Consider the following 21,171-nt stretch of genomic DNA (forward strand, 5'->3'; position numbering starts at 1 on the left):
AGCCCCGGCACAAGGAGCCGGAGGACGGAACCGCCTGACTCAGCGGATGCGTTCGCCGGTCTGGGCGCAGGAGTAGCCGCCGAGCTTCTCGACGCGTGTTCGGAAGCCCGGATCCGCGAGCAGTGTCCACAGGGGAGCCAGCAGGTGGTGCGACACGTCCGCGGCGCGCATCACGAGGTCGTAGGGTTCCTGCGCGACAGGCACGAAGTCGAGGCCGAAGGCGCGGGCCGCGGCGAGGATGCCCAGCCCGGTGTCCGCGCGGCCGGCGGAGACCGCGGCGGCGACGGCGAGGTGCGTGTGTTCCTCCCGGGCATAACCGGGGATGACGGCGGGATCGATGCCGCGGCGGCCCAGTTCGTGGTCGAGCAGGGCGCGGGTGCCGGCGCCGCGCTGGCGGTTGACGTAGCGCACGCCGGGACGCGTGAGGTCGTCGACGTCCTTGAGGCCCAGCGGGTTTCCGGGCGCCACGAGTAGGCCTTGGTCGCGGTGGACGAGCCGGATCACCGCGGCGTCGTCGCCGAGCAACCGCTCCACGTAGGGCAGGGTGTACTCGCCGGTGGCCGGGTCGAGCAGGTGTGAACCGGCGAGGTGGCAGAGCCCGTCGCGCAGGGCGACCAGGCCGCCGAGTGACCCGACGTTGGAGGAAGCGAGCGTCACCAGCGGGTCGGCGGCGCGCAACGCCGAGGCCGCGAGGTCGAGGACGAGGTCGTGCGAGCCGATGGCAACGATGGTGCGGTCGATCTCGGCGAGCCCGCGCAGCAGCTCCACCTGGACCTCGGTGCCGGCGTGGTGTCCTTCGACGCCGGCCGGGACGACGAGCAGCCCGTCCGCGCGGACGAGCGAGGTGAGCACACCGGCGCCGCGTGGGAGCGGCGTCGCGACGACGTGGTCGCGCACGCGGCCGAGGCGCACGCGCACCCAGTCGTCCATCCCGACCACCGACGGCAGTTTCCGGGCGAGCCGCGCGGTCGTCGAGGGCCGCTCGCGCGGTGCGGCACCTTCGAGCTCGGCCAGCAGGGGCGCGGCGAAGATGTCGAAGGTGAGAGCCGCGGAGACGGGATAGCCGGGAACACCGAGAATCGGCGTGCCCTTCTCGCCCGTCACCGTCCCGAGCACCACGGGATGCCCGGGCCGCACCGCGACTCCGTGCACGGCAACGGTTCCGGCTTCGGCGACGACGCGGGCGGTGTAGTCGTCGCGGCCCGCGCTGGATCCCGCGATGAGCATGACCAGGTCGGCTTCGCACGCGGCTGCGCGCACGGCGGCGGTGATGGCGGCCGGGTCGTCGGCGACGATGGCGGTGACCCGCGCGTCGCAGCCGGCCTCGCGGGCCTGCGCGGCCAGCATGACCGAGTTGGTGTCGGCGATCTCGCCCGGCCGCAGCTCGGTCCCGATCGGCCGGATCTCGTCGCCGGTCGGGATGATCACCACGATCGGCGCCCGCCGCACGGACAGCTCGATGACGCCGGCGGCGGCACTGGCGGCGACGTCGACCGGGCGCAGCCGGTGGCCCTCGGGCAACAGCAACTCGGCGGCGCTGATGTCCTCGCCGATGGAGCGCACGTGCTGATACGGCGGCACCGCGGTGTGCAGTTCGGCACCGTCGGGCGTGTGGTGGACGTGCTCGCGCATGACCACCGCGTCGTACCCGGGCGGCAGCGGGTCGCCGGTGTCGACGACCTCGAAGTCCGTCACCACCACCGGCGTCGTCTCCGACGCCCCGACGGTGTCGGCCGCGCGCACGGCGATGCCGTCCATCCCGGACGAGTCGAACGCCGGCGAAGACCGTTGCGCCCACACCGGTTCCGCCGTGACCCGGCCGACCGCGGCACCGACGGGGACCCGGATCGCCTCGACCCGCGCCGGGCACCCGGCCGCGGCCCGCGCTTCCCGCCAGGCGTCGTGGGCCTGGGCGGCGGGGACGTCGGAGATGAACGGGCTGTTCATGCGTACAGCGTGACATCGACGTCCAGGCCGCCGTCCAGCCCGGTCGCCGGCTCAGGAATGACCACGTACCCGTCCGCCCGGGTCAGCACCGACAGAAGCGCCGACGGCCCGAACAACGGCTCGGCGACGCCGTCACGCACGCGCACCTGCACCACGTCGAGCCGCCCGGCGGCCGAGGCCAGGTCTCGCGACAGCCGCGCCCGCGTCGACGGCCGGGCCGGCGGGATCTCGCAGCCGCTGAGCCGCCACAGCAGGGGAATCCCGATCTGCCCGAACACCACCAGCGCGGACAGCGGGTTGCCCGGCAGGCCGATCACCGGAACCCCAGCACACTCGGCCAGCAGCGTGGGCTTCCCGGGCTTGATCGCCAGGCCGTGACACCACACCTCACCGACCGCGGCGACGGCGCCCGCGGTCTCGTCCCGGGCCCCGACCGACGACCCGGCCGACACGACCACGAGATCCGCCTTGGGCAGGACCGAGGTCAGCTTGTCCTTCAACGCTCCGGGTTCGTCCGACACGATGCCGCCGAGCACGGGTTCGCCACCGGCGTCGAGCGCCAAGCCGGCCAACGCGGACGCCGTGGCGTCACGCACCTGGCCGGCACTCAGCGACGAGGTCTCCGGCGGAACCACCTCGTCGCCGGTGGAGATGATCACGACCCGCGGCCGTGCGTGCACCGACACGGTCACCACGCCGGCGGCGGCCAGCAGGCCCAGGTCCGGGGCACGCAGCGGCCGTCCGCCCGGGACGAGCGACGCGCCGGTCGCGACGTCGTCGTCGGCACGCACGAGCCCGCCGCCCGGCGCGACCGGCCGGGTGACCTCGATCGTGCCCGGCATGGTTTCGGCGGTGAACTCGACCATCACCACCGCGTCCGCCCCCTCGGGCAGCACGCCGCCGGTCGGCATCGCCACGCAGCCGCCCGGCCGCACCGACACTGTGGGCGCCGCACCCATCCGCACCGCGCCGAGCAGGTCGAGGTAGGACGGCAGGCCGTCGGAGGCGCCGTAGGTGTCCGCCGCCCGGACCGCAAATCCGTCCACTGTGGACTTGACGAAGCCGGGCAGGGCGTGCGGGGACGGGATGTCCCCGGCCGGCACCCGGTGCAAAGCCGCCGCCAACGCGACCGTCTCGACCGCGGTGCGGTGCGAAGGGCGGAACCCCGCGAGGGCCTCGGCGACGGTGCGGGTGGTGAAGAACTCGCGTCCGCTCACCGATCCGGCTGGTCCTTCGCGCCCTCGGGCTTCGGGTGCGGACGGGCCGCGGCGGCGCCCTTGGCCAAGCCCAGCACGGACACCACGGGCCCGAGCGCGACTTGGCCGAGCCCGCAGATCGAGGTCTTGCGCATGGCCTCTTCCAGCTGCAGGACCTTCCCCCGTCCGGCGTCGTCCAGCTCGGAGCCCGAATCGAGCACACCACTCAGCAGCGTGTGCGCTTTGGTGGACCCGACCCGGCAGGGCACGCACTTGCCGCACGACTCGTTGCGGAAGAACCGCAGCACGTTCGTCGACGCGGCCAGCAGGTCGGTGCCCTCCGCCAGCACCACCAGCGCGCCGGAGCCGAGCATGGTGCCGGCCTCGGCCAGCGACGCGAAGTCCAGCCGCAGGTCGAGCCGGTCGGGACCGATGAAATTGGACGACGCCCCACCCGGCTGCACCGCGCCCACGGCCGCGCCGTCGAGCACACCACCGGCGGTGTCGATCAGCTCCCGCACGGTGGTGCCCATCGGCACGCAATAGACACCCGGGCTGGTCACGTGCCCGGAAACGGCGAAGAACTTCCAGCCCGTCGAGTCGCCGACGCCCTGCGACTGCCACCAGTCCGCGCCCCGCTGCAGAATCACCGGCACGTCGGCGAAGGTCTCCACGGAGTTGATCAGCGTCGGGCGGCCGTGCAGGCCGTAGTTGCCCGGGAACGGCGGTTTGTTGCGGGGCTCGCCGCGGTGGCCTTCCATGCACTCGAGCAGCGCCGTCTCCTCGCCGAGGATGTAGCCGCCAGGCGAGACGAAGATGTCCAGCTCCAGCCGGCGCCCGCTGCCGCACGCGTCCGGGCCGATCACCCCGGCCTCGCGCAGCGCATCGATCTCCTCGCGCAGCACGTGTTCCTCGGGGCCGTACTCGTGTCGGATGAACACCCAGCCCTGCTCGGCGCCGACCACCGCCATGCCCAGGAGCAGCCCTTCCAGCACCAGGTGCGGCTGCTCGGCGAGGATCTGCCGGTCCTTGAAGGTGCCCGGCTCGGACTCGTCGGCGTTGCAGATCGCGTACTTCACCGTGCCCGGCTGGGCGCCCGCGACCAGGCTCCACTTCTGCCCGGTCGGGAACCCGGCGCCGCCCATGCCGCGCAGCCCGGAGTCTTTCAGCGTCGCCACCACGGCCTCGGCACTGACCTCACCGGCCAGCAACGCGCGCAACGACCGGTAGCGGTCGCCCACACCGGAGCCGCCCGGGTACGGGTCGTTCGGCCACGGTTCCTCGCGCCGCGTCGCCGTCGCGGGCCCGACTCGCCCGCCCCGCGCGGCGGTGACCAAAGTGTCCACTTCGGACACCGGCGCCGGGTGCTCGTTCACCGCGGCCGCGGGCGCGGCGTCGCAGCGGCCCAGGCACGAGACCTCGACCAGCTCGACGTCGGTGTCTTCGCCGTACTGCCGCTTGATCGCCGAAATCCGGTCTTCGCCCGAGCGCAGCCAGCACGACAGGTCGTGACAGACGCTGATCTGCACCTTTTTCGGCGGCGTGGTGCGGAAGTGCGGGTAGAACGAGATCAGGCCCTCGATCTCGTAAAGGGGCCGGCGCACATCGCGCGCCAGCTCCTCCAGCTCCTCGCGCGGCAGCCAGCCCAGCCGGGCCTGGATCGCGTTCAGCGCGGGGATCAGCGACGGGCCGGGGAACTTGCCCGCCCGCGCCTCGACACCGGGCACCCGCTCGGAACTCAAGGTCATTCCGCGACTCCCGCCGCCGTGACGGATTCCGTGTGCGCCGCGCCCAGGGCCTCGACCTGGATCGCGCAGAACTTGAACTCGGGGATCTTCCCGTACGGGTCGATCGCGTCGATGGTCAGCAGGTTCGCCGCGGCTTCCCGGAAGTGGAACGGGATGAAGCAGTTCCCGAGCTGTTCGCGGTGCGAGATCCGCACCTGCAGCTCGATCACCCCGCGCCGCGACCGCACGCGGGCCCGTTCGCCGTGGGCGAGGCCCCGGTCGGCGGCGTCCTTCGGGTGCATGTACACCTCCGGAATCGGGGCGATCGAGTCCAGCGCGAACGAGCGCCGGGTCATCGACCCGGTGTGCCAGTGCTCCAGCAGCCGGCCCGTGTTGAGCACCAGCGGGTACTCCGCGTCCGGGAGTTCCTTGGCGGGCAGCCAGTGCGCGGCGACGAGGTGGGCCAGGCCGTCGTCGGTGTTGAACCGCTCGTCGAACAGCACCACGGTGCCGTCGGAGTGCTCCGGATCGGCATTGGGGTAGAGCTTGCCGGACAGGCCGAGGTTGTCGTGGCGCAGGTTCTTGTACGACGGCATCAGCGCGACCATCTCGTCGAAGATCTCGCTGGGCGCCGAGTAGTTCCAGTCCAGGCCGATCCGCCGGGCGATGTCCTGCACGATCTCCCAGTCGACCCTCGCCTGCCCGGGCGGGTCCATGACCTTGCGGCCCAGCTGCACCCGCCGGTCGGTGTTGGTGTAGCTGCCGTTCTTTTCCAGGTAGGACGACGCGGGCAGGATCACGTCGGCGAACTCGGCGGTCTCGGTGAGGAAGATGTCCTGCACGACCAGGAAGTCCAGCGCTGCCAAGGCTTTGCGGACCTTGTTGATGTTCGGGTCGGACAGGAACGGGTTCTCTCCGAGCATGTACATCCCGCGCACGCCACCGGGTTTGAGCACGGAACCGATGATCTCGGTGACGGTCAGCCCGCGCTTCGGATCCAGCTCCGTGCCCCACGCCTGCTCGAACCGCTTCCGGGTGCCGTCGAGGTCCACACCCTGGTAGTCCGGGTAGAACATCGGGATCAGACCCGCATCGGAGGCGCCCTGCACGTTGTTCTGGCCGCGCAACGGGTGCAGGCCGGCGCCGGGCCGCCCGACGTTGCCGGTGATCGAGCACAGCGCGATCAGGCAACGGGCGTTGTCGGTGCCGGTGGTGTGCTGGGAAATGCCCATGCCCCAGTAGATGACGCCCGCGCCCGCCTCGCCCCACTCCCGGGCGACCTGGCGGATCAGGTCCGCGTCCACGCCGGTGATCTGCGCGGCGCGCTCCGGCGGGTACTCGGCGACCGTGCGCGCGAGCTCGTCGTAGCCGGACACCCGCTCGGCGATGAACTCGCGATCGATCAGGCCGAGGCGGATCACCTCGTACATGATCGAGTTGTAGAACGCGACGTCGGTGCCGGGCTTGACCTGGCAGTGGTAGTCGGCGTGCTCGGCCACCGTGCTGGCGCGCGGGTCCACGTACACGATCTTGGTGCCACGGCGGCGGGCCTGCTTGAAGAACGAGCTGGCGACCGGGTGGTTCGCCGTCGGGTTGGACCCGGTGATGATCACAACGTCCGCGTTGACCACGTCACCGTAGGTCGTGGACACCGCGCCCGAGCCGACGCCCTCGAACAGCGCCGCGACCGACGACGCGTGGCACAGCCGCGTGCAGTGGTCGACGTTGTTCGTGCCGAACCCCGCCCGGATCAGCTTCTGGAAGAGGTAGGCCTCCTCGTTGGAGCACTTCGCCGAGCCGAACCCGGCGATCGCGCCCGGCCCGCCGGTCGCGTGGATCTCCTTGAGCCGCCGCGCGACCAGGTCGAGTGCCTCGTCCCAGGTCGCCTCGCGGAAGTGCGGCATGACCTCGTCGTAGTCGACGAGCCCGCCCGGCTTGCGCCGGCCGTCACGGCCGCGCTTCTGGCTCCGGCCACCACCACTGCGGTTTCCACCGCCTCCACTGCGCCCGCGGTCGTTCTCGGCGTCACCCCGCACGTCCGCGGACAGCGGGCCCTTCGGGTACGACGAGTCGATGCGGATGAGCGGCATGGTGAGCCGCTGTGGTGAGGCGGCGTAGTCCCAGCCGTACCGGCCCTTCACGCACAGCCGGCTCTTCGACCCGGGCTGGTCCCGGCCTTCGGCGAAGGAGATCGCCTCACGGTCGCGGTCGACGTAGTAGGTCAGCGCGCAGCCGACGCCGCAGTAGGGGCAGACGCTGTCGACGGCGTCGAGCTGCTCGCGGGGCTGGATCGGGATGAGGTTGATCGCCTTGTTGGTCAGCGCACCGGTCGGGCAGGCCTGCACGCACTCACCGCAGGTGACGCACGAGCTGGAGCCCATGGGGTCGTCGAGGTCGAAGGCGATCTTCGTCGAGTAGCCCTTGCCGGAGCGGCCGATCACGTCGTTGCCCTGGATGTCGTCGCACGCCCGCACACACCGGTCGCACAGGATGCAGGCGTCGTGATCGACGCTGATGACCGGGTTGGACAGGTCCGTGCCGCGCCCGGATCCGCAGGGCAGGTCGGTGGTTTCCTTGGCGACGTCGAACCGGTCGGCCAGCTCCAGCAACAGGTTGTCGCCGGTCGTGGTCTGCTTGGGGTCCTCAGCGCGATCCGGCTGGTCCGACAGCAGCAGCTCCGTCAGCGTCGCGCGGTTGCGTTCAAGCTCGGGCGTGCTGGTCTTGACTTCCATGCCGTCCTCGCACGGGCGCACGCACGCGGCGGCGAAGACCCGGCCGCCGGTGTCAACCACGCACATCCGACAGACGCCGACGGGGTCGTAGCGTTCGTTGTGGCACAGCACGGGAATGTCCACGCCGGCCTGCTGCGCCGCGTTGTAGATGCTGGTTCCTTCGGGCACCGTCACGGAGTGGCCGTCGATCGTCGTGGTCACCGTGCGCACCGCCGTGGCGGGCTCGTCGACTGTCGTCATCACTGACCTCCGTCGCAGGCGAGCGGATGCTGCATACAACATACCCTCGTAAGTCAGGCGTCGAGGAGAAGATCGGGAAGGTCGCTCGCGCGCACCCGGCCTTCCTCATCGAGCCCACGGGCAACGTAATAACTGTCGACCATGGCCTGCAACCGCTGAGCGGTCAACGTCGCGGAGCGGCCGGAAGGCAGTTCCAGCGGCGTTTCCAGCAGGCGGGGCGGCAGGGTGTCGTCCTTCGCGGTCGCCCCTTCGCGCTGGTTGAACGCCCGCTTCGCGCGGACGATCCGCGCGGCCGTGGTACGCAGCTCGGCTGAGTCCACCGGCCACCCCGTGACCAGGGACAACAGCGTGGCCCACTCGCTGAACGGGTCCTCGAACACCCCGCGCAGGAACTTGCACAGGATCATCGAGTCCATCACCGCGGCCCGGTCCTCCGTGCCGATCGCCGCGCCGACGTGGGCCTCGCCGCCGCGGAACCGGTTCACCTCGCCCGAAAGGTCGGCTTCGTAGGCGCCGGACCGGTTGTGGTCGGCGCCGCGCGAGTTCACCGCCAGGCCCAGCGCCATCGACTGCAGGCTGCGCGGCTCGTAACCCGGCAGCTCCAGGCCCTTCACCTGCGGGGCGAAACCGATCGAGCCATGCCCGACGACCCCCGCCGCGCGCCGCGACCCCTGGGCCAGCAGCTCGCCCAGCCCTTCCTCACGGGTACCGATCGCCTCGAGTGCCCGCAGCAGGGCCGCGCCGTCGCCGAACTTCAGCCACGGTTCGTCGATCAGGCCGCGCTCGACGCACTCCATGGCCCACGCGATGGTGCCGCCGGCCGAGATCGTGTCCAGGCCCAGCTCGTCGCACTTCGCGCTGGCGGCGAACACGTCATCGGGGTCGGAGACCCCGCACAGCGGGCCGAGGGCGAACACGTTCTCGTACTCCATCCGCTGGCTGCCGCCGCCCTTGCGGGAGTAGATGTGCTCGCAGCCGATCGAGCAGGACGCGCAGCTGTTGCGGGCCACCCCGCGCAGCTCGTGCAGCTCCTCGGCGGCCAGCCTCGGCGCGCCGTCGAAGGTGGCCGAGGTGAAGTTGCGCGTCGGCAGCGTGCTGACCGCGTTGAACGCCAGCAGGTTCGCCAGCGTGCCCAGTTCGCGGTACTTCGCCGTCGCCGGGCCGAAACTTCGCCGCCGCAGATCCTTCGCCGCGGCCAGCACCCCGGCCTGGTCCGCCACCGCCACCTTGGTCGCCGACCGCACGAGGACCGCCTTGATGTTCTTGGCCCCCAGCACCGCGCCGAGCCCACCTCGTCCGGCATGGCGGCCGTCGTGGCTGATCGTCGCGTAGCGGACCTGCCGCTCCCCGGCCGGCCCGATCGCCGCCGTGCGCCAGCCGCGCCCGAACCTCTGTCGGGCCTGCGTTTCGGCGTCGGCCGCGGACAACCCGGCCAGCTCCGGCGCCGGCTCGAGCCGCACCCCGGCACCGTCGACGAGCAGCACCGACAACCGCGCCGCGCGGCCCCGGATGACGATCGCGTCGTGCCCGGTCAGTTTCCCAGCGATCGCGAACTGGCTCGACGCCAGCGCGTCGGTCAGCAAGCCGGTCAACGGGGACTTGGCGACCACGGCGAACTTCGCGCTGGTGGTGAGCGGCGTGCCCACGAGAGACGAGAACACGAACGCCAACGGCGCTTCCGGTGCCAGCGGATCCACCCGCGGCGGCGCGAACCGGTGCATCAGCCACGTACCCAGCCCGACACCGCCGAGGTACGCGCGCAGCACCCGCTCGTCCAGCTCGCACGTCTCGCCGGTCGCCGTGTCGTCGCCGACGTTGACGACCAGTGCCCGTCCGAAAAAGCCTCCCGGCGCCATGCCCTGACTGTAGGCCCGTTCGGGCGGTTGTGGCGCGGTCAGCCGCCGGCGTCCGCCGACAGGAACGCCACCGAATCCCCCGTCACGAGTGGCATCAACGGATCCCGCGTGACCTGCTCACCGTTCACCGCGGCGACCACGTGCCGGTCCAACGCCAGCCCGGCCAGCGCGGCCGCCGCACCCAGCGTCGCCGCCCGGCCCGTGCGCGGCCGATGCCCGTCCTTGCCCGCCAGCGCCCCGAACCGCTCGACCGTCACCTCCGGCGCCGGGCGGCTGCGCACCTCGGCGTAGTCCTCCGGCGTGTTCACGTTGACCGCCGACTCCAGCCGCGGATCGAGCCGCGCCAAGTTGCGGTCGTCGAGCAGCTGCGCGTCGTCGAGCTGGATGACGTCGCAGTGCTTGAACAACATCCCCGGCCGCAGGTTCCCCTCTCCGATCAGCCCGGTGATCAGCCCGGCCAGCGACGTCCGGTACCCGGCGGCCAGCGGCTGCCGGAATCCCCGAGCGAACGGCATGACCATGTCCGCGCCCGTCTCCGCCAGCCCGCGCAGCACCCGCCGCACCCACGCGGGATGCAGCAACGGCATGTCCGTAGAGCACACGAACGCGACCTCGGCCCGCTCCGCCACCGCTGCCAACCCCGCAGCCACACCCTGCATCGGCCCGAGGCCCTCGACCGGATCCTCAACTACCGCGACCCCCGCCGGCAGGTCGGGCAGCTCCTGCCCGGCCGCCGCGACGACCACGACCGGGCCGTCGATCGTCCGGCCCAGCACCGCGCACGTCCGGTACAGCAACGTCGAGCCGTGCCACTCCAAGCCCGCTTTGGGCCGGCCCATCCGGGATGAGCGCCCTCCCGCCAGGACCACACCCGCCTCGCTCTGCATCTGACGGAGGATAGCCGCGAGTCACGGACAGTGGCGAGAAACAACGACCCGGCCGCGTAACCGCTCGCGCCGGCTGTCGATTCACAAGTCACCCAGGCGGCCAACCTCGGCTGCCGTACACCGTGCGCATCACGGAGGTCCCGCGCTCCCGCCGTCACCGGCCGGTGCGAGCGGGTGCCGGTTGCCGGGGATCGCGGCGAGGAGTTCGCGGGTGTATTCGTGGCCCGGGTTGGTGAACAGGTCCTCGGTGGTGCCGGTTTCCACGATCCGCCCCTGACACATCACGGCGACGTCATGGGCGATCTGCGGGTGAGCTCGCCGTCATCGGGGACGAAACCGCCGTCGCCGCCGCGGCGCGCAGGTACTTCGACGCCGGGGCGACCGAAGTGGTGTTCACGCAGACCGATCTCGGCAGTCCCGAAGACCAGGCCCGGACCTTCGAAGTCCTCGGCGGCCTGGCCTGACCGCGGATGCCACTGTGGACAGTCACTCCGACGCGACGTAGTCCTGCACGATCCGCCGGAACGTCTCGCGCTCCCGGCGTGAGAGCGGCACGCTCGGCACATCGGCCGCCGCCGGGCGGGGCGCGGGCACGACGAATCCGAAGTCGAGCGGCGCGGACGGAGGTGCAAGCACCCAGCCGCAGCCGGTGACCGCTCGTGCCATTGCCCGGATCGCTCGCCTCATCGTCCTCAGCCTCCCGCACCAGACCGGTCTTCCATTCTCGTCGCGGACACGGCCGTGTCCAGCCCCGTCCACCCGGCGGGAGAACAAAACCGCCCACATCCTGAGCTCGGGTGCGACCGAGCACCGAAAGGCAGTAGCTGTGGGGAAAACGACCGAGGTGGTGGTGCATGACCTCCCGCACACGAAGCCGTCCCCTGCACATCGCGCTGGAGATCGACGGCACGTCGACGGCGAATCCCGGCGCCGATCCGTTGTCCCCCAGGGACTTGGCCGAGGTGGTGGCCGGTGTGGAGCGCGCGGGCGTCACCCTGGCGACCTTCGACGACTCACCGCTGCCACCGGACGGCGGCCACCGGCTCGACGCCACCACGCGGGCGGTGTACGTGGCGACGCTGACGGACCGGATCGGGCTCGCCCCGGCGTCCCACGTCACCACGGCCGAACCTTTTCACCTCGCCGCCCAGCTGGCCGGCCTCGAACACGCCACCCACGGGCGTGCCGCGTGGCTGGTCGGCGCGACCGCCCGGCCCGAGGCGCTGGCGACCGTCGGCCGGCCGCCGCTCGGGTCCGACGCGCTGCGACAGGAAGTGGCCGACGTCGTCGAGGTCGTCCGGCGGCTGTGGGACTCGTGGGAGGACGACGCCGTCATCAAGGACGTCGAGACCGGCCGCTACCTCGATCCCGGCAAAGTGCACCACGTCGACTTCGACGGCGAGACCTTCTCGGTCAAAGGACCGCTGATCACCCCGCGCCCGCCCCAGGGCAGCCTCGTCGCGCTCGCACCCGACACCCTCGACGACGCGGCCCGCCCCGACGTCGCGCTGGTCGCGGACAAGCCGGGGAGTGCGGCGGCGGTGACGACCGTGATCCGTGCGGATCCGCGGCGCAGCACCAGCCATCCGTCGGCCGCGCACTCGATGTCGTAGCCGTCGGCGAGGTAGCAGTCCAGCTCGCGGGCCAGCTCGTTCCCGTCGGCGACGTGGTGGACCGGATCGTACGCGTGCGCAGCCACGTGTTTTCCTCCACTGTGGACCTTCAAACAGGGACTTTCAAACAGGGACTTCCAAGCTGGACTTTCCACAGCCAGGTACGAAATGGACAGTTGCTCACCCGAGGTCGAATCGGAGCACCCCCGGAGTCGTGGGCCGGGGTGATCCGGTCGCGGGTTCGGTGGTGACGGCGATGTGGTCGACGTCGGCGGGCAGTGCGCTGACCAGCGCGCCGGAGTCCGGGTGGAGCAGGCCGGCCGACTGCGGGCCGCGTGGGCCGATCAGCCAGACCTGGTAGGCGTGCGCGGGGTCGAGCGCCGCGACGCCGTCGAGCGAGACCGCGACCTGTGCGACGCCGCGGGAGGCCTCGGCGGTACCGGTCCCGCCGGTGGCCGCGCGCACGGTGACGGTGACCGCGTCGGGTGCGGCGAGGATCCGCGCGTCGGCGGTCACGACCGCCGAGCCGCGCTCGCCGCCCGGGCCGCCGCCCAGCGTGATGCCTCCGACGACACCGGCGGCCACTGCCGCGACGGCGGCGACCGTGATCGCCGCCCGCGTTCGCCACCGACGAGGGACGCCGGCCGCGGGCTGTGGTTCGTGAACGAGCGGTGGAGCCTGGCGCGTCGCCGCGATCCGCGCGAGCACGACCGCGCGCGCCCGGGCCGGCGGCTCGGCGTCGGCGGCGACGCCGAGCAGAGCCGCCACGGCCCGCAGCTCGCTCACCTCCTGGGCGCAGACCTCACAGTCGCGCAGGTGCCGTTCGAACTGCGCCCGCTCGAAGTCGCCGATGGCGTCGAGCACGTAGGCGCCGGTGAGGGCGTGGGTTTCGGCGGCGGTCATGCTCGTGCTCCCAGGGCGTGCCGAAGGCGGAGGAGTCCGTCGCGCAGGCGTGACTTGACGGTGCTGAGGGGGACGTCGAGGAGGTCGCCGACCTCGCGACAGGTGTACCCGTCGTAGTACGCGAGCTCGATCGAACGGCGCTGCAGGTCGGTGAGCGTGGCGAGCGCGGCCCGGACCTCGTCGCGTTCCAGGCGCAGCATCGTCTGCTCGGCGACCTCGTCGAAGTCCCGGCGCGGGTCCAGGCGGCCGGCGCGGGCCTCCCGGTCGGAGCCGGACTGCTCGGAACGCACGCGGTCGATCGCCCGCCGGTGCGCGATCGTCAGCGCCCACGACCGCACGTTCCCCCGTCCGGCCGTGAAAGTCGCGGCCTTGCGCCAGATCTCGAGCAACGTCTCCTGCGCGACCTCCTCGGACTGCGCCCGGTCCCGCAGCACCCGCACCGCCATGCCCAGCACGGGGCCCGCGAGCTCGTCGTACAGCGCGGCGAACGCCGCCTCGTCCCCGTGCGCCACCCTCGCGAGCAGGGACTCGGACGTCACCGGTTCCTCCACTGTGGATAGTGGCGGCAGTGTCCTCGTCAACGTCCCGGCGTGACCGGCCATGTCAGATCCCTCCCGGCCGAAGCGCCGAGTAAGCCGCCGGCACTCGGCCGGCGGGTCACCGGGTATTCGCCACCGGTTGCGCGGTGTATGGGTGCCGATCGGAAAACTCACCCGAGCAGATGCCCATCCGGAAGCCGCGCGGGGCCGAATGACCGGTATGGCCACCACCGAAGCCCCCGCCGTGCCGAGCGCCGCGCCCCCACGGCTACGCATCCCCTCCGCGGCGCTCTGCGGCGTGCTGGCGCTGTTCGCGGCGCTGGCGGCCGGGCACCTCGTCGCCGGGTTCATCAGCGTCAACGCCTCGCCCTACCTGGCGGTCGGCAACGGCGCGATCGACCTGACGCCGGTGGAGCTGAAGGACTTCGCGGTGCGGACGTTCGGCACCTACGACAAAGTCGTGCTGCTCGGCGGCATGGCCGCGGTGATGGTGGCCGCGGCCGCGGTCGCCGGGGTGCTGTCGCTGCGCTCGCCCCGGCCGGGCGTGGTCATCGTCGCCCTGTTCGGGCTGCTCGGCGGGTTCGCGGTGTACCAGCGGCCGGACCTGACCACCGTGGCACTGCTGGCGCCGGCGGCGAGCCTGGTGGTGGGCGTGGCCGTTTTCCTGCTGCTGCACCGGATCGCGCCCCGCAAGAACCCGCCGGCCGAGCGGTCCGGGGGTACGTCGCGGCGGTCCTTTCTCCTCGGCGGAGCGGGTGCTCTCGTCGGGGCCGGGGTACTCGGCGGGGCCGGCCAGCTGGTCAGCGGCACCCGGGACGCGACGGCGTCCCGGGCGGCGATCGGTGCCCTCGTGCCCGCGAAATCCGCGCCCGCGATCCCGGCCGACGCCGACTTCGCCAAGCTGGGGACACCGACGTTCCTGACGCCCAACCCCAAGTTCTACCGGGTGGACACGGCGCTGTCGGTACCGCAGCTGCGAGCGGAGGACTGGAGCCTGCGCATCCACGGCATGGTGGAGCGCGAGCTTCGCTACGGCTACTCCGACATCCGAAACCGCCCGCTGGTCGAACGCACGATCACCATGACCTGTGTGTCCAACGAGGTCGGTGGTGACTACGTGTCGACGTCCGACTTCATCGGGGTCGACCTGGCCGACCTGCTGGCCGAAGCCGGGGTGCGGCCGGGAGCGGAACAGCTGTTCTGCACGAGTGTCGACGGCTGGACCTCCGGCACCCCCGTAGCGGCGGCCCTGGATCGCGGCCGCGGCGCGATGCTCGCGATCGGGATGAACCGGGAACCGCTTCCGCTGGAACACGGATTTCCCGCACGGCTGGTCACGCCGGGGCTCTACGGCTACGTGTCGGCGACCAAGTGGGTCGTGGACATCGAGGTGACCACCTGGAAGGCCCGGCAGGCGTACTGGCTCAAACGCGGCTGGGGCGAGCAGGCACCGATCAAGACCGAATCACGCATCGACACCCCGAAGGGCTTCGACACCGTGCCGGCGGGCGCGGTGCGGCTGGCCGGTGTCGCGTGGTCGCAGCACAACGGCATCGCCGACGTCGAGATCAAAGTGGACGACAACCCGTGGCAACGGACCACCCTCTCGACCGAGGTCAACGTGAATACCTGGCGCATGTGGTGGACCCAGATCGCCGTGAAACCCGGCACCCACCAGGTGTTCGTCCGCGCCACCGACAAAACCGGCTACACCCAGACCGACGCGCGCGCCGGCACCGTCCCCGACGGCGCCACCGGCTGGCACTCCACCACGTTCATCGCGACCTGACCGGCTCACTCGAAAGAGTTGCCATCCGCACCAATCCTTTCCCCGACCGGCACCGAATCCCTCATGAGAAACACCCGCCGACCCCACTGCGGCCGGTCCTGGCACATCTGTCCACTGTGAACGGAGCTATCCCGTGAAATCCCTTCGTATCGCCGCAATCGGCGTCACCGCTGTCGCCGCCCTCGCCCTCGCCGCCTGTGGCAGCAGCACCGACAGTGGCTCGTCCGGTGGCAGCGCCCCGGCACCGTCGTCGTCGGCTCCGATGTCGTCGAGCAACGACTCCGGCGCCTCCAACGGCATGACCACCAACGCCGACGTCTTCGGCCCGGCGTGTTCCCAGCTGCCGCAGGGCAACTCCCCCGGCTCGCTCGACTCCATGGGCCCGCAGCCGGTCGCGTCGGCCGCGTCGACGAATCCGCTGCTGACCAAGCTGGTCGCCGCGGTCAAGGCCACCAACCTCGTCGACACGCTCAACAGCCAGCAGGCCATCACCGTCTTCGCCCCCGCCGACCCGGCGTTCAACGCCCTCGGCGACGCGAAGTTCACCGAACTGGCCCAGAACCCCGACCAGCTCGCGCCGATCCTGCAGTACCACGTCGTCGGCAAGCGCTACGACGCCAAGGGCCTCGCCGCCGCGGGCTCCGTCACCTCGCTCAACACCGCGGGCGGCCCGCTCAAGATCGAAGGCACCGGCGACAACATGACTGTCAACGGCGCCAAGATCCTCTGCGGCAACATCCCGACGAAGAACGCCACCGTCTTCGTCATCGACAAGGTCCTCACTCCGGGCACCAACAAGAACTGACCCCGAGGTCCCACGAGGACCCCTCCGGACGACGAGCCCGGCGTGCTTGCCCACAGGCCACGCCGGGCTCGTTGCGGTCTCCAAGCCCCTGCCTCGCCTGGCCGGCCACAGTGGACAGCGTCAGCGGCGCACCTTGAATCCGAGGTGCAGCACCCCGGCGCCCTGGATGACGATGTGGGGATCCTCCAGCAGATACTGGCCGTCGATGCCGCCGAAATAGCGTTTGCCCGACCCGAAGACCACCGGCACCACGTCCATCGCCACTTCGTCCACGAGGCCGGCCGCGAGGATCTGGCCGCCCACGTCGCCGGCGTTCACCGCGACGGTCCGCTCGCCGGCGAGCTCCTGGGCCTTGTCGATCGCAGTCGCCACATCGCCGACGAAGTGGTACGACGCCTCGGGGTGCCAGCCCTCGGGCTTGGGCCGGTGCGACACGACGACCACGTGGTCGCCCGCGGGCGGCTTGCCCTCCCAGCCGTTCACGAGGTCGAACAGGTGGCGGCCCATCACGATCACGCCGATCTTCTCCCACATCGACCGGACGTAGTCCGCTGAAGCGCTGGAGACCTTGAAGGCGTTTCCGGCTCCGGAATGGTCGAAGTCCTGCTCTCCCTGCCGGCCGGGGCGTTCGATGATCGGGTTGTCCCCGTTGAAGTACCACTCGTGGAGTGGGCCGACGTCGTCCTTGTCGTCGGCGATGAAGCCGTCCACCGACGCCACGTTGTGCATGATCACCGTGCCCACCAGTACTCCTCGGATCTCCTCGCGCGGATGCCCCGATCCTGCCGTCCCCGGTGGGCGACGGGCTTGTAAAAATTCACTCGGCGGGCATCGGGCCGCTGTCCGGCGGGAACCCTTCCTCGGCCGGCAATCGGCGCCGCAGGGTCAGGTATCCGGTCGGCGTGTGGCCGGTGAAGTCCTTGAACTCCTTGCTGAAGTGTGCCTGGTCGAAGTAGCCCGCCCGGTGCGCGAGGTCCGGCCAGTCGACCAGGCCCCGCGGGTCGACAGACAGGATCAGGCGTGCGAAGCGGTAGATCCGCGCCACCCGCTTCGGGGTGAGCCCGGCATGGGACTTGAACTGCGCGGCCAGGTGATTGCCGCTGACGCCGGCGGCATCGCTGAGCGCACCGACCGGGATCGTGCCGTGGGCGGTCTCCAGCCACCTGCCGGTGTGCTGGACCAGGTCGAGACCGCGCGGGGCGGTCTCGGCCAGCCGCGCACGCAGCTCCTCCTCCACGACCCGCAACGCCTCCGCGGCCGAAGTGAGGTCGCCGAGCCGGTTGCGCAGCCGATCCGCGGACCGCGGCCACACGGCGTCGGCCGGGACCCAGCGGTCCCGCAGCTCGGTCGCCGCCACGTCGACGAACGGCGAAATCCCCCACGGCTTGAAGTGCACCCCGACCAGCCGCACCCAGCCGGGGTACTCGACGACGAACCGCCTCGTCCGCACTCCCGTGAACAACCCACCGGCCACCAGCACAGGCGGCGCGTCGGATTCGCGCACCACGAACGGTCCGCCCAAGTTGACGAACAAATGCGCCGACGGCATCGGGGGCACGGTCATCCGGCGATGGCGCGGCACCCCGGTCAGGCAGTAGATGTCGTCGATGAACCGGTCCAGCGGCGGCGCGGGCACCCGGCCGACGTAGTCCATCGGCTCAGTGTGACCGAGGAGGGTTCAGATGGCGAGGAGTTCGCCGCGCCCGCCGGCGGCAACGTGTGCTGGGTCCGGGGAAGCCACGCGCCATCGAGCGGGACGGCCCTCGGCGCACAGGCATGCTCCGAATATCCGGTTGACCGGGCCGTCGCTCGACGCCGACGCTGACCGGCCGGTCGTCAGCGGTCCTGGCCGGCCCGGAGTACGCCGAGAAGCTCGAGGCGGTCGGCGGTGTCCGTGCCGGGGACGGGCACGAAGAGCGCCAGGATCTGCGACCGGTTCTCCTCCAGGAGCGCTTGGCAGTCGAGCTCCAGGACGCCGGTTTCGGGGTGCAGGATGCGTTTGCGGCGGCTGCGCAGCACCGCGACGTCGTGCGCGGACCACAGCTCGGCGAACTCCGTGCTGTCCCGCAGCAGCTTCTCGACCAGTGCCCGTGCTCGTGCGTCGCCTCGGCGCACGAGTGCGGCGCGCAGGTCCGCGGCCAGCAGCCGGGACTCCTGGGCCCGGTCTTCGAGCGGGTACGCGGCCCGGGCGTCCTCCGACGTGAACCACCGGTACACGAGGCTGCGGTCCGGCCCGTCGAGCCGGGTGTGATCGCCGAAGACGGCGGTGGCGAGGGCGTTCTGCGCCAGGACCTCGCCGAGGTCGGTCATCACCTGCGCCGGCATGTCGTGCAGGCGGTCCAGCAGGCCGAGGAGCACGGGGGAAACGTGGTCGTCGGTCGAAAGCCGGTCGGGCGCGGTGTGCCCGGCGAGCCGGAACAGGTGGTCCCGCTCGTCCAGCGTCAGGCGCAGCGCGCGGGTCAGGCCGCGCAGTACCGACGACGTCGGTTTCGGGGCACGGGCCTGTTCCAGGCGGGTGTAGTAGTCGGTGGAGATGCCCGCGCGCCCGGCCACCTCCTCCCGGCGCAGGCCGGGCGTGCGACGCCGCGTCGAGGACGTGACCCCCACCTCGCCAGGGGTGAGCGCCTCGCGTCGCACCCGCAGGAAGTGGGAGAGCTGTCCGGAGTCCATCGGCCCAGTGTCGCTCCGGAAGCCCCGGTCAGCCAGGGACTGCCGGTCCCTGGGAAGAGCTCGCTCTGCCTGCGTGGCCGCCCGCGCCGGAATGTGGTGGATGAGGGGCCGGAACCACCGGCTTCCCACGACAGAGGAGCACGTGATGACCGAACAAGGCCCGAAGACCTGGTTTCTGACCGGGGCGTCGCGGGGGCTGGGCGCTTCGTGGGCGCGGGCCGTGCTGGGGCGCGGCGACCGGCTCGCGGCGACGGCCAGGGATGCCGCGTCGCTGAAGCCGCTCGTCGACGCCTACGGCGACCAGGTGCTGCCGCTGGGGTTCGATGTCGCCGACGCGACGGCCGTCCGTGAAGCCGTGGCCGCGGCCGAGGCGCACTTCGGTGGCATCGACGTGCTGGTGAACAACGCCGGGCACATGCTCGTCGGCGCCGTGGAGGAAGCGACGGACGAGCAGGTCCGCGAGCAGATGGAGACGAACTACTTCGGTGCGATGTGGACCACCCGCGCCGTCCTGCCGGGCATGCGTGCCCGCGGCGGGGGCCGAATCCTCCAGGTTTCCTCGCTCGGCGGGGTCGTGGCCTACCCTGCGCTCGGTCTCTACCACGCGTCGAAGTGGGCGCTGGAGGCGGTGAGCCAGTCGCTCGCGGCGGAGGTCGCCCCCTACAACATCAAGGTGACGCTCATCGAGCCGATCGTCTTCCAGACCGGCTTGGCCGCCAACTCCCCGCAGACCCGGCCCGACGACGCCTACGCCCACATTCGCGAAGCGCACGACGACAGGGCCACGCACTTCGTCCCCGGCGACATCGAAGCCACCGGCCAGGCCGTGCTCGAACTCGCCGACGCCGAGGAACCGCCCCTGCGGGTGCTGTTCGGCACCGGCGGCCTGGACCTGGTCCGCGCGGAGTACGCGCGGCGCCTCGAGGGCTGGGAGAAGTGGGACGGTCTCTCGCGTGCCGCTCACGGCTCGGCAGCCGGCTCTTGACCGGTACTGCGGCGCCAGGCTTTCCCACCGGGAACTGAGATCGGCACCGCTCTGGTACCGCCGGATTCCCGCGGTCGTGTTCGACGTCGCTGATGTCCTTGCAGAACAACGACCCGTGTTCGGTGGCGAGCGTCTGAACGGCAAGTCCTCGGTCCGGGTGTGTCGCTTGTGGACCTGCCCTGCCGAACACCGGCCGGCTACGAAAGGGCCATGCCCGGCACCCGGGCGCGGATGGCGTCGAGCTCGGCCTCGTCGGAGATGCCCTGCCAGTCGTGGCGCGGGGTGTACGGCGTGATGAGCGAGCGGACCTCGTCGTCGGTGAGGACGACGTCCAGGGAGGCCACTGCGTCGTCGATCTGCTGCACCGACCCGGCACCGACGAGCGGGGCGGTCACCACCGGCTGGCGGTGCAGCCAGGCCAGCGCGATCTGCGCGCGGCTCACGCCGTGTGCGGCGGCCACCTTGCCGACGGCGTCCGCGATCGCGCGGTTCGACGCCTCTTCGGCGGGCGAGTAGAGCAGGTCGGCGAAGTCGCCGTCGGTCGCGGCCCGGGCGGTCGCCTTCGCGTCGTCCCAGGCGCGGGCGAGGCGGCCTCGCGCCAGCGGGCTCCAGATGATCGTGCCGACGCCTTCGTCCAGGCACAGCGGGATCATCTCGCGCTCCTCCTCGCGTTGCAGCAGGTTGTAATGGTCCTGCATCGACACGAACCGCGCCCACCCGTGCTCGCGCTGCAGGTGCAGGGCCTTCGCGAATTCCCAGGCGTGCATGGAGGACGCGCCCAGGTAGCGCACCTTGCCCAGCTTCACGAGGTCGCCGAGCGCTTCGAGGGTTTCCTCCAGCGGCGTCGCGTGGTCGTTGCGGTGCACTTGGTACAGGTCGATGTAGTCGGTGCCGAGCCGCCGCAGCGAGTGGTCGACCTCGGACATGATCGCCTTGCGCGAGAGCCCCCTGCCGTTGGGACCGGGACGCATCGGGTGGCGCAGCTTGGTGGCGATGACGACGTCGTCGCGATCCGCGAAGTCCTTCAGCGCGCGTCCGAGGATCTCTTCGCTGGACCCGTTCGAGTACATGTTGGCGGTGTCGAAGAAGTTGATGCCGGCCTCGAGCGCGTGCTTGATCAGCGGGCGGGCGTCCTGTTCGCCCAGGGACCAGACGGGATGGCCGCGGTCCGGCTCGCCGTAGGTCATCGCGCCGATCGCGATGGGCGAGACGTCGAGGCCGGTGGTACCGAGCTTCACATAACGCATGGGGAGTGTCTCCTGTCGAGGCAAACTCGCGGAGA

Annotated in this window: 18 protein-coding genes; 4 read left to right on the forward strand and 14 right to left on the reverse strand. The window is 71.4% G+C overall.

Annotated elements, in window-relative coordinates:
- Nucleotides 1–39: 39 nt before the first annotated feature.
- From ABZU76_RS15325 to ABZU76_RS15360, 8 genes are all read right to left on the reverse strand, one after another.
- A complete protein-coding gene (locus tag ABZU76_RS15325) occupies nt 40–1,947 on the reverse strand; it encodes a molybdopterin biosynthesis protein (RefSeq protein WP_354869395.1) in 1,908 nt (635 codons plus the stop codon).
- On the reverse strand, nt 1,944–3,164 hold the full coding sequence (gene glp, locus ABZU76_RS15330) for a gephyrin-like molybdotransferase Glp (protein ID WP_354869398.1): 1,221 nt from the start codon (nt 3,162–3,164) through the stop codon (nt 1,944–1,946). Before glp ends, ABZU76_RS15325 begins: the two co-directional genes overlap by 4 nt.
- Complete coding sequence (locus tag ABZU76_RS15335) at nt 3,161–4,891, reverse strand: NAD(P)H-dependent oxidoreductase subunit E (protein WP_354869401.1); 1,731 nt, start codon at nt 4,889–4,891, stop codon at nt 3,161–3,163. Before ABZU76_RS15335 ends, glp begins: the two co-directional genes overlap by 4 nt.
- Nucleotides 4,888–7,842, reverse strand: a complete 2,955-nt coding sequence (fdhF, locus tag ABZU76_RS15340) for a formate dehydrogenase subunit alpha (protein WP_354869404.1) — start codon at nt 7,840–7,842, stop codon at nt 4,888–4,890. The genes ABZU76_RS15335 and fdhF overlap by 4 nt, the downstream gene beginning before the upstream one ends.
- A 53-nt stretch (nt 7,843–7,895) precedes the next feature.
- Nucleotides 7,896–9,698 (reverse strand): aldehyde ferredoxin oxidoreductase C-terminal domain-containing protein, encoded by a 1,803-nt coding sequence (locus ABZU76_RS15345; RefSeq protein ID WP_354869407.1) that lies wholly within the window; start codon nt 9,696–9,698, stop codon nt 7,896–7,898.
- Nucleotides 9,699–9,736: 38 nt separating this feature from the next.
- On the reverse strand, nt 9,737–10,585 hold the full coding sequence (locus ABZU76_RS15350; protein ID WP_220242060.1) for a molybdenum cofactor guanylyltransferase: 849 nt from the start codon (nt 10,583–10,585) through the stop codon (nt 9,737–9,739).
- A 129-nt stretch (nt 10,586–10,714) separates the two neighbouring features.
- Nucleotides 10,715–10,849 (reverse strand): hypothetical protein, encoded by a 135-nt coding sequence (locus ABZU76_RS15355; RefSeq protein WP_354869410.1) that lies wholly within the window; start codon nt 10,847–10,849, stop codon nt 10,715–10,717.
- 222 nt (nt 10,850–11,071) lie between these two features.
- Nucleotides 11,072–11,272: a hypothetical protein gene (locus ABZU76_RS15360; protein ID WP_354869412.1), complete on the reverse strand. Its 201-nt coding sequence runs from the start codon at nt 11,270–11,272 to the stop codon at nt 11,072–11,074.
- A 167-nt stretch (nt 11,273–11,439) separates the two neighbouring features.
- Between ABZU76_RS15360 and ABZU76_RS15365 the strand changes: the two genes are divergently transcribed.
- A complete protein-coding gene (locus ABZU76_RS15365) occupies nt 11,440–12,198 on the forward strand; it encodes an LLM class flavin-dependent oxidoreductase (RefSeq protein ID WP_354869415.1) in 759 nt (252 codons plus the stop codon).
- A gap of 180 nt (nt 12,199–12,378) precedes the next feature.
- On the opposite strand, the gene ABZU76_RS15370 is transcribed toward ABZU76_RS15365, so the two are convergent.
- Nucleotides 12,379–13,101 (reverse strand): anti-sigma factor, encoded by a 723-nt coding sequence (locus tag ABZU76_RS15370; protein WP_354869417.1) that lies wholly within the window; start codon nt 13,099–13,101, stop codon nt 12,379–12,381.
- Nucleotides 13,098–13,703, reverse strand: coding sequence for an ECF RNA polymerase sigma factor SigK (gene sigK / locus ABZU76_RS15375; protein WP_354869420.1), 606 nt, complete (start codon nt 13,701–13,703; stop codon nt 13,098–13,100). Before sigK ends, ABZU76_RS15370 begins: the two co-directional genes overlap by 4 nt.
- A 157-nt stretch (nt 13,704–13,860) precedes the next feature.
- Here sigK and ABZU76_RS15380 point away from each other — a divergent pair, with 157 nt between their 5' ends.
- Nucleotides 13,861–15,429, forward strand: coding sequence for a molybdopterin-dependent oxidoreductase (locus ABZU76_RS15380; protein ID WP_354869422.1), 1,569 nt, complete (start codon nt 13,861–13,863; stop codon nt 15,427–15,429).
- A gap of 133 nt (nt 15,430–15,562) precedes the next feature.
- Complete coding sequence (locus ABZU76_RS15385) at nt 15,563–16,234, forward strand: fasciclin domain-containing protein (protein WP_354869425.1); 672 nt, start codon at nt 15,563–15,565, stop codon at nt 16,232–16,234.
- A gap of 120 nt (nt 16,235–16,354) precedes the next feature.
- On the opposite strand, the gene ABZU76_RS15390 is transcribed toward ABZU76_RS15385, so the two are convergent.
- From ABZU76_RS15390 to ABZU76_RS15400, 3 genes are all read right to left on the reverse strand, one after another.
- Nucleotides 16,355–16,978 (reverse strand): dihydrofolate reductase family protein, encoded by a 624-nt coding sequence (locus ABZU76_RS15390; RefSeq protein ID WP_354869427.1) that lies wholly within the window; start codon nt 16,976–16,978, stop codon nt 16,355–16,357.
- A 73-nt stretch (nt 16,979–17,051) separates the two neighbouring features.
- Nucleotides 17,052–17,888: a helix-turn-helix domain-containing protein gene (locus ABZU76_RS15395; protein ID WP_354869429.1), complete on the reverse strand. Its 837-nt coding sequence runs from the start codon at nt 17,886–17,888 to the stop codon at nt 17,052–17,054.
- Nucleotides 17,889–18,070: 182 nt separating this feature from the next.
- On the reverse strand, nt 18,071–18,904 hold the full coding sequence (locus tag ABZU76_RS15400) for a helix-turn-helix transcriptional regulator (protein ID WP_354869432.1): 834 nt from the start codon (nt 18,902–18,904) through the stop codon (nt 18,071–18,073).
- A 145-nt stretch (nt 18,905–19,049) separates the two neighbouring features.
- Here ABZU76_RS15400 and ABZU76_RS15405 point away from each other — a divergent pair, with 145 nt between their 5' ends.
- A complete protein-coding gene (locus ABZU76_RS15405; RefSeq protein ID WP_354869435.1) occupies nt 19,050–19,889 on the forward strand; it encodes an SDR family NAD(P)-dependent oxidoreductase in 840 nt (279 codons plus the stop codon).
- 197 nt (nt 19,890–20,086) lie between these two features.
- Here ABZU76_RS15405 and ABZU76_RS15410 read toward each other — a convergent pair whose 3' ends face one another.
- Nucleotides 20,087–21,136: an aldo/keto reductase gene (locus ABZU76_RS15410; protein ID WP_220242072.1), complete on the reverse strand. Its 1,050-nt coding sequence runs from the start codon at nt 21,134–21,136 to the stop codon at nt 20,087–20,089.
- Nucleotides 21,137–21,171 lie beyond the last annotated feature (35 nt).

It is taken from the genome of Amycolatopsis sp. NPDC005232 (assembly GCF_040607795.1).
In the GTDB taxonomy this organism is placed as follows: Bacteria; Actinomycetota; Actinomycetes; order Mycobacteriales; family Pseudonocardiaceae; genus Amycolatopsis.

Bases quoted from the DNA above. Each gene is read 5' to 3' on its own strand.
- ABZU76_RS15325 (WP_354869395.1), bottom strand. From the start codon at position 1,947: ATGAACAGCCCGTTCATCTCCGACGTCCCCGCCGCCCAGGCCCACGAC.
- ABZU76_RS15335 (WP_354869401.1), bottom strand. From the start codon at position 4,891: ATGACCTTGAGTTCCGAGCGGGTGCCCGGTGTCGAGGCGCGGGCGGGC.
- fdhF (WP_354869404.1), bottom strand. From the start codon at position 7,842: ATGACGACAGTCGACGAGCCCGCCACGGCGGTGCGCACGGTGACCACG.
- ABZU76_RS15345 (WP_354869407.1), bottom strand. From the start codon at position 9,698: ATGGCGCCGGGAGGCTTTTTCGGACGGGCACTGGTCGTCAACGTCGGC.
- ABZU76_RS15350 (WP_220242060.1), bottom strand. From the start codon at position 10,585: ATGCAGAGCGAGGCGGGTGTGGTCCTGGCGGGAGGGCGCTCATCCCGG.
- ABZU76_RS15360 (WP_354869412.1), bottom strand. From the start codon at position 11,272: ATGAGGCGAGCGATCCGGGCAATGGCACGAGCGGTCACCGGCTGCGGC.
- ABZU76_RS15365 (WP_354869415.1), top strand. From the start codon at position 11,440: ATGACCTCCCGCACACGAAGCCGTCCCCTGCACATCGCGCTGGAGATC.
- ABZU76_RS15370 (WP_354869417.1), bottom strand. From the start codon at position 13,101: ATGACCGCCGCCGAAACCCACGCCCTCACCGGCGCCTACGTGCTCGAC.
- sigK (WP_354869420.1), bottom strand. From the start codon at position 13,703: ATGGCCGGTCACGCCGGGACGTTGACGAGGACACTGCCGCCACTATCC.
- ABZU76_RS15380 (WP_354869422.1), top strand. From the start codon at position 13,861: ATGGCCACCACCGAAGCCCCCGCCGTGCCGAGCGCCGCGCCCCCACGG.
- ABZU76_RS15395 (WP_354869429.1), bottom strand. From the start codon at position 17,888: ATGGACTACGTCGGCCGGGTGCCCGCGCCGCCGCTGGACCGGTTCATC.
- ABZU76_RS15400 (WP_354869432.1), bottom strand. From the start codon at position 18,904: ATGGACTCCGGACAGCTCTCCCACTTCCTGCGGGTGCGACGCGAGGCG.
- ABZU76_RS15405 (WP_354869435.1), top strand. From the start codon at position 19,050: ATGACCGAACAAGGCCCGAAGACCTGGTTTCTGACCGGGGCGTCGCGG.
- ABZU76_RS15410 (WP_220242072.1), bottom strand. From the start codon at position 21,136: ATGCGTTATGTGAAGCTCGGTACCACCGGCCTCGACGTCTCGCCCATC.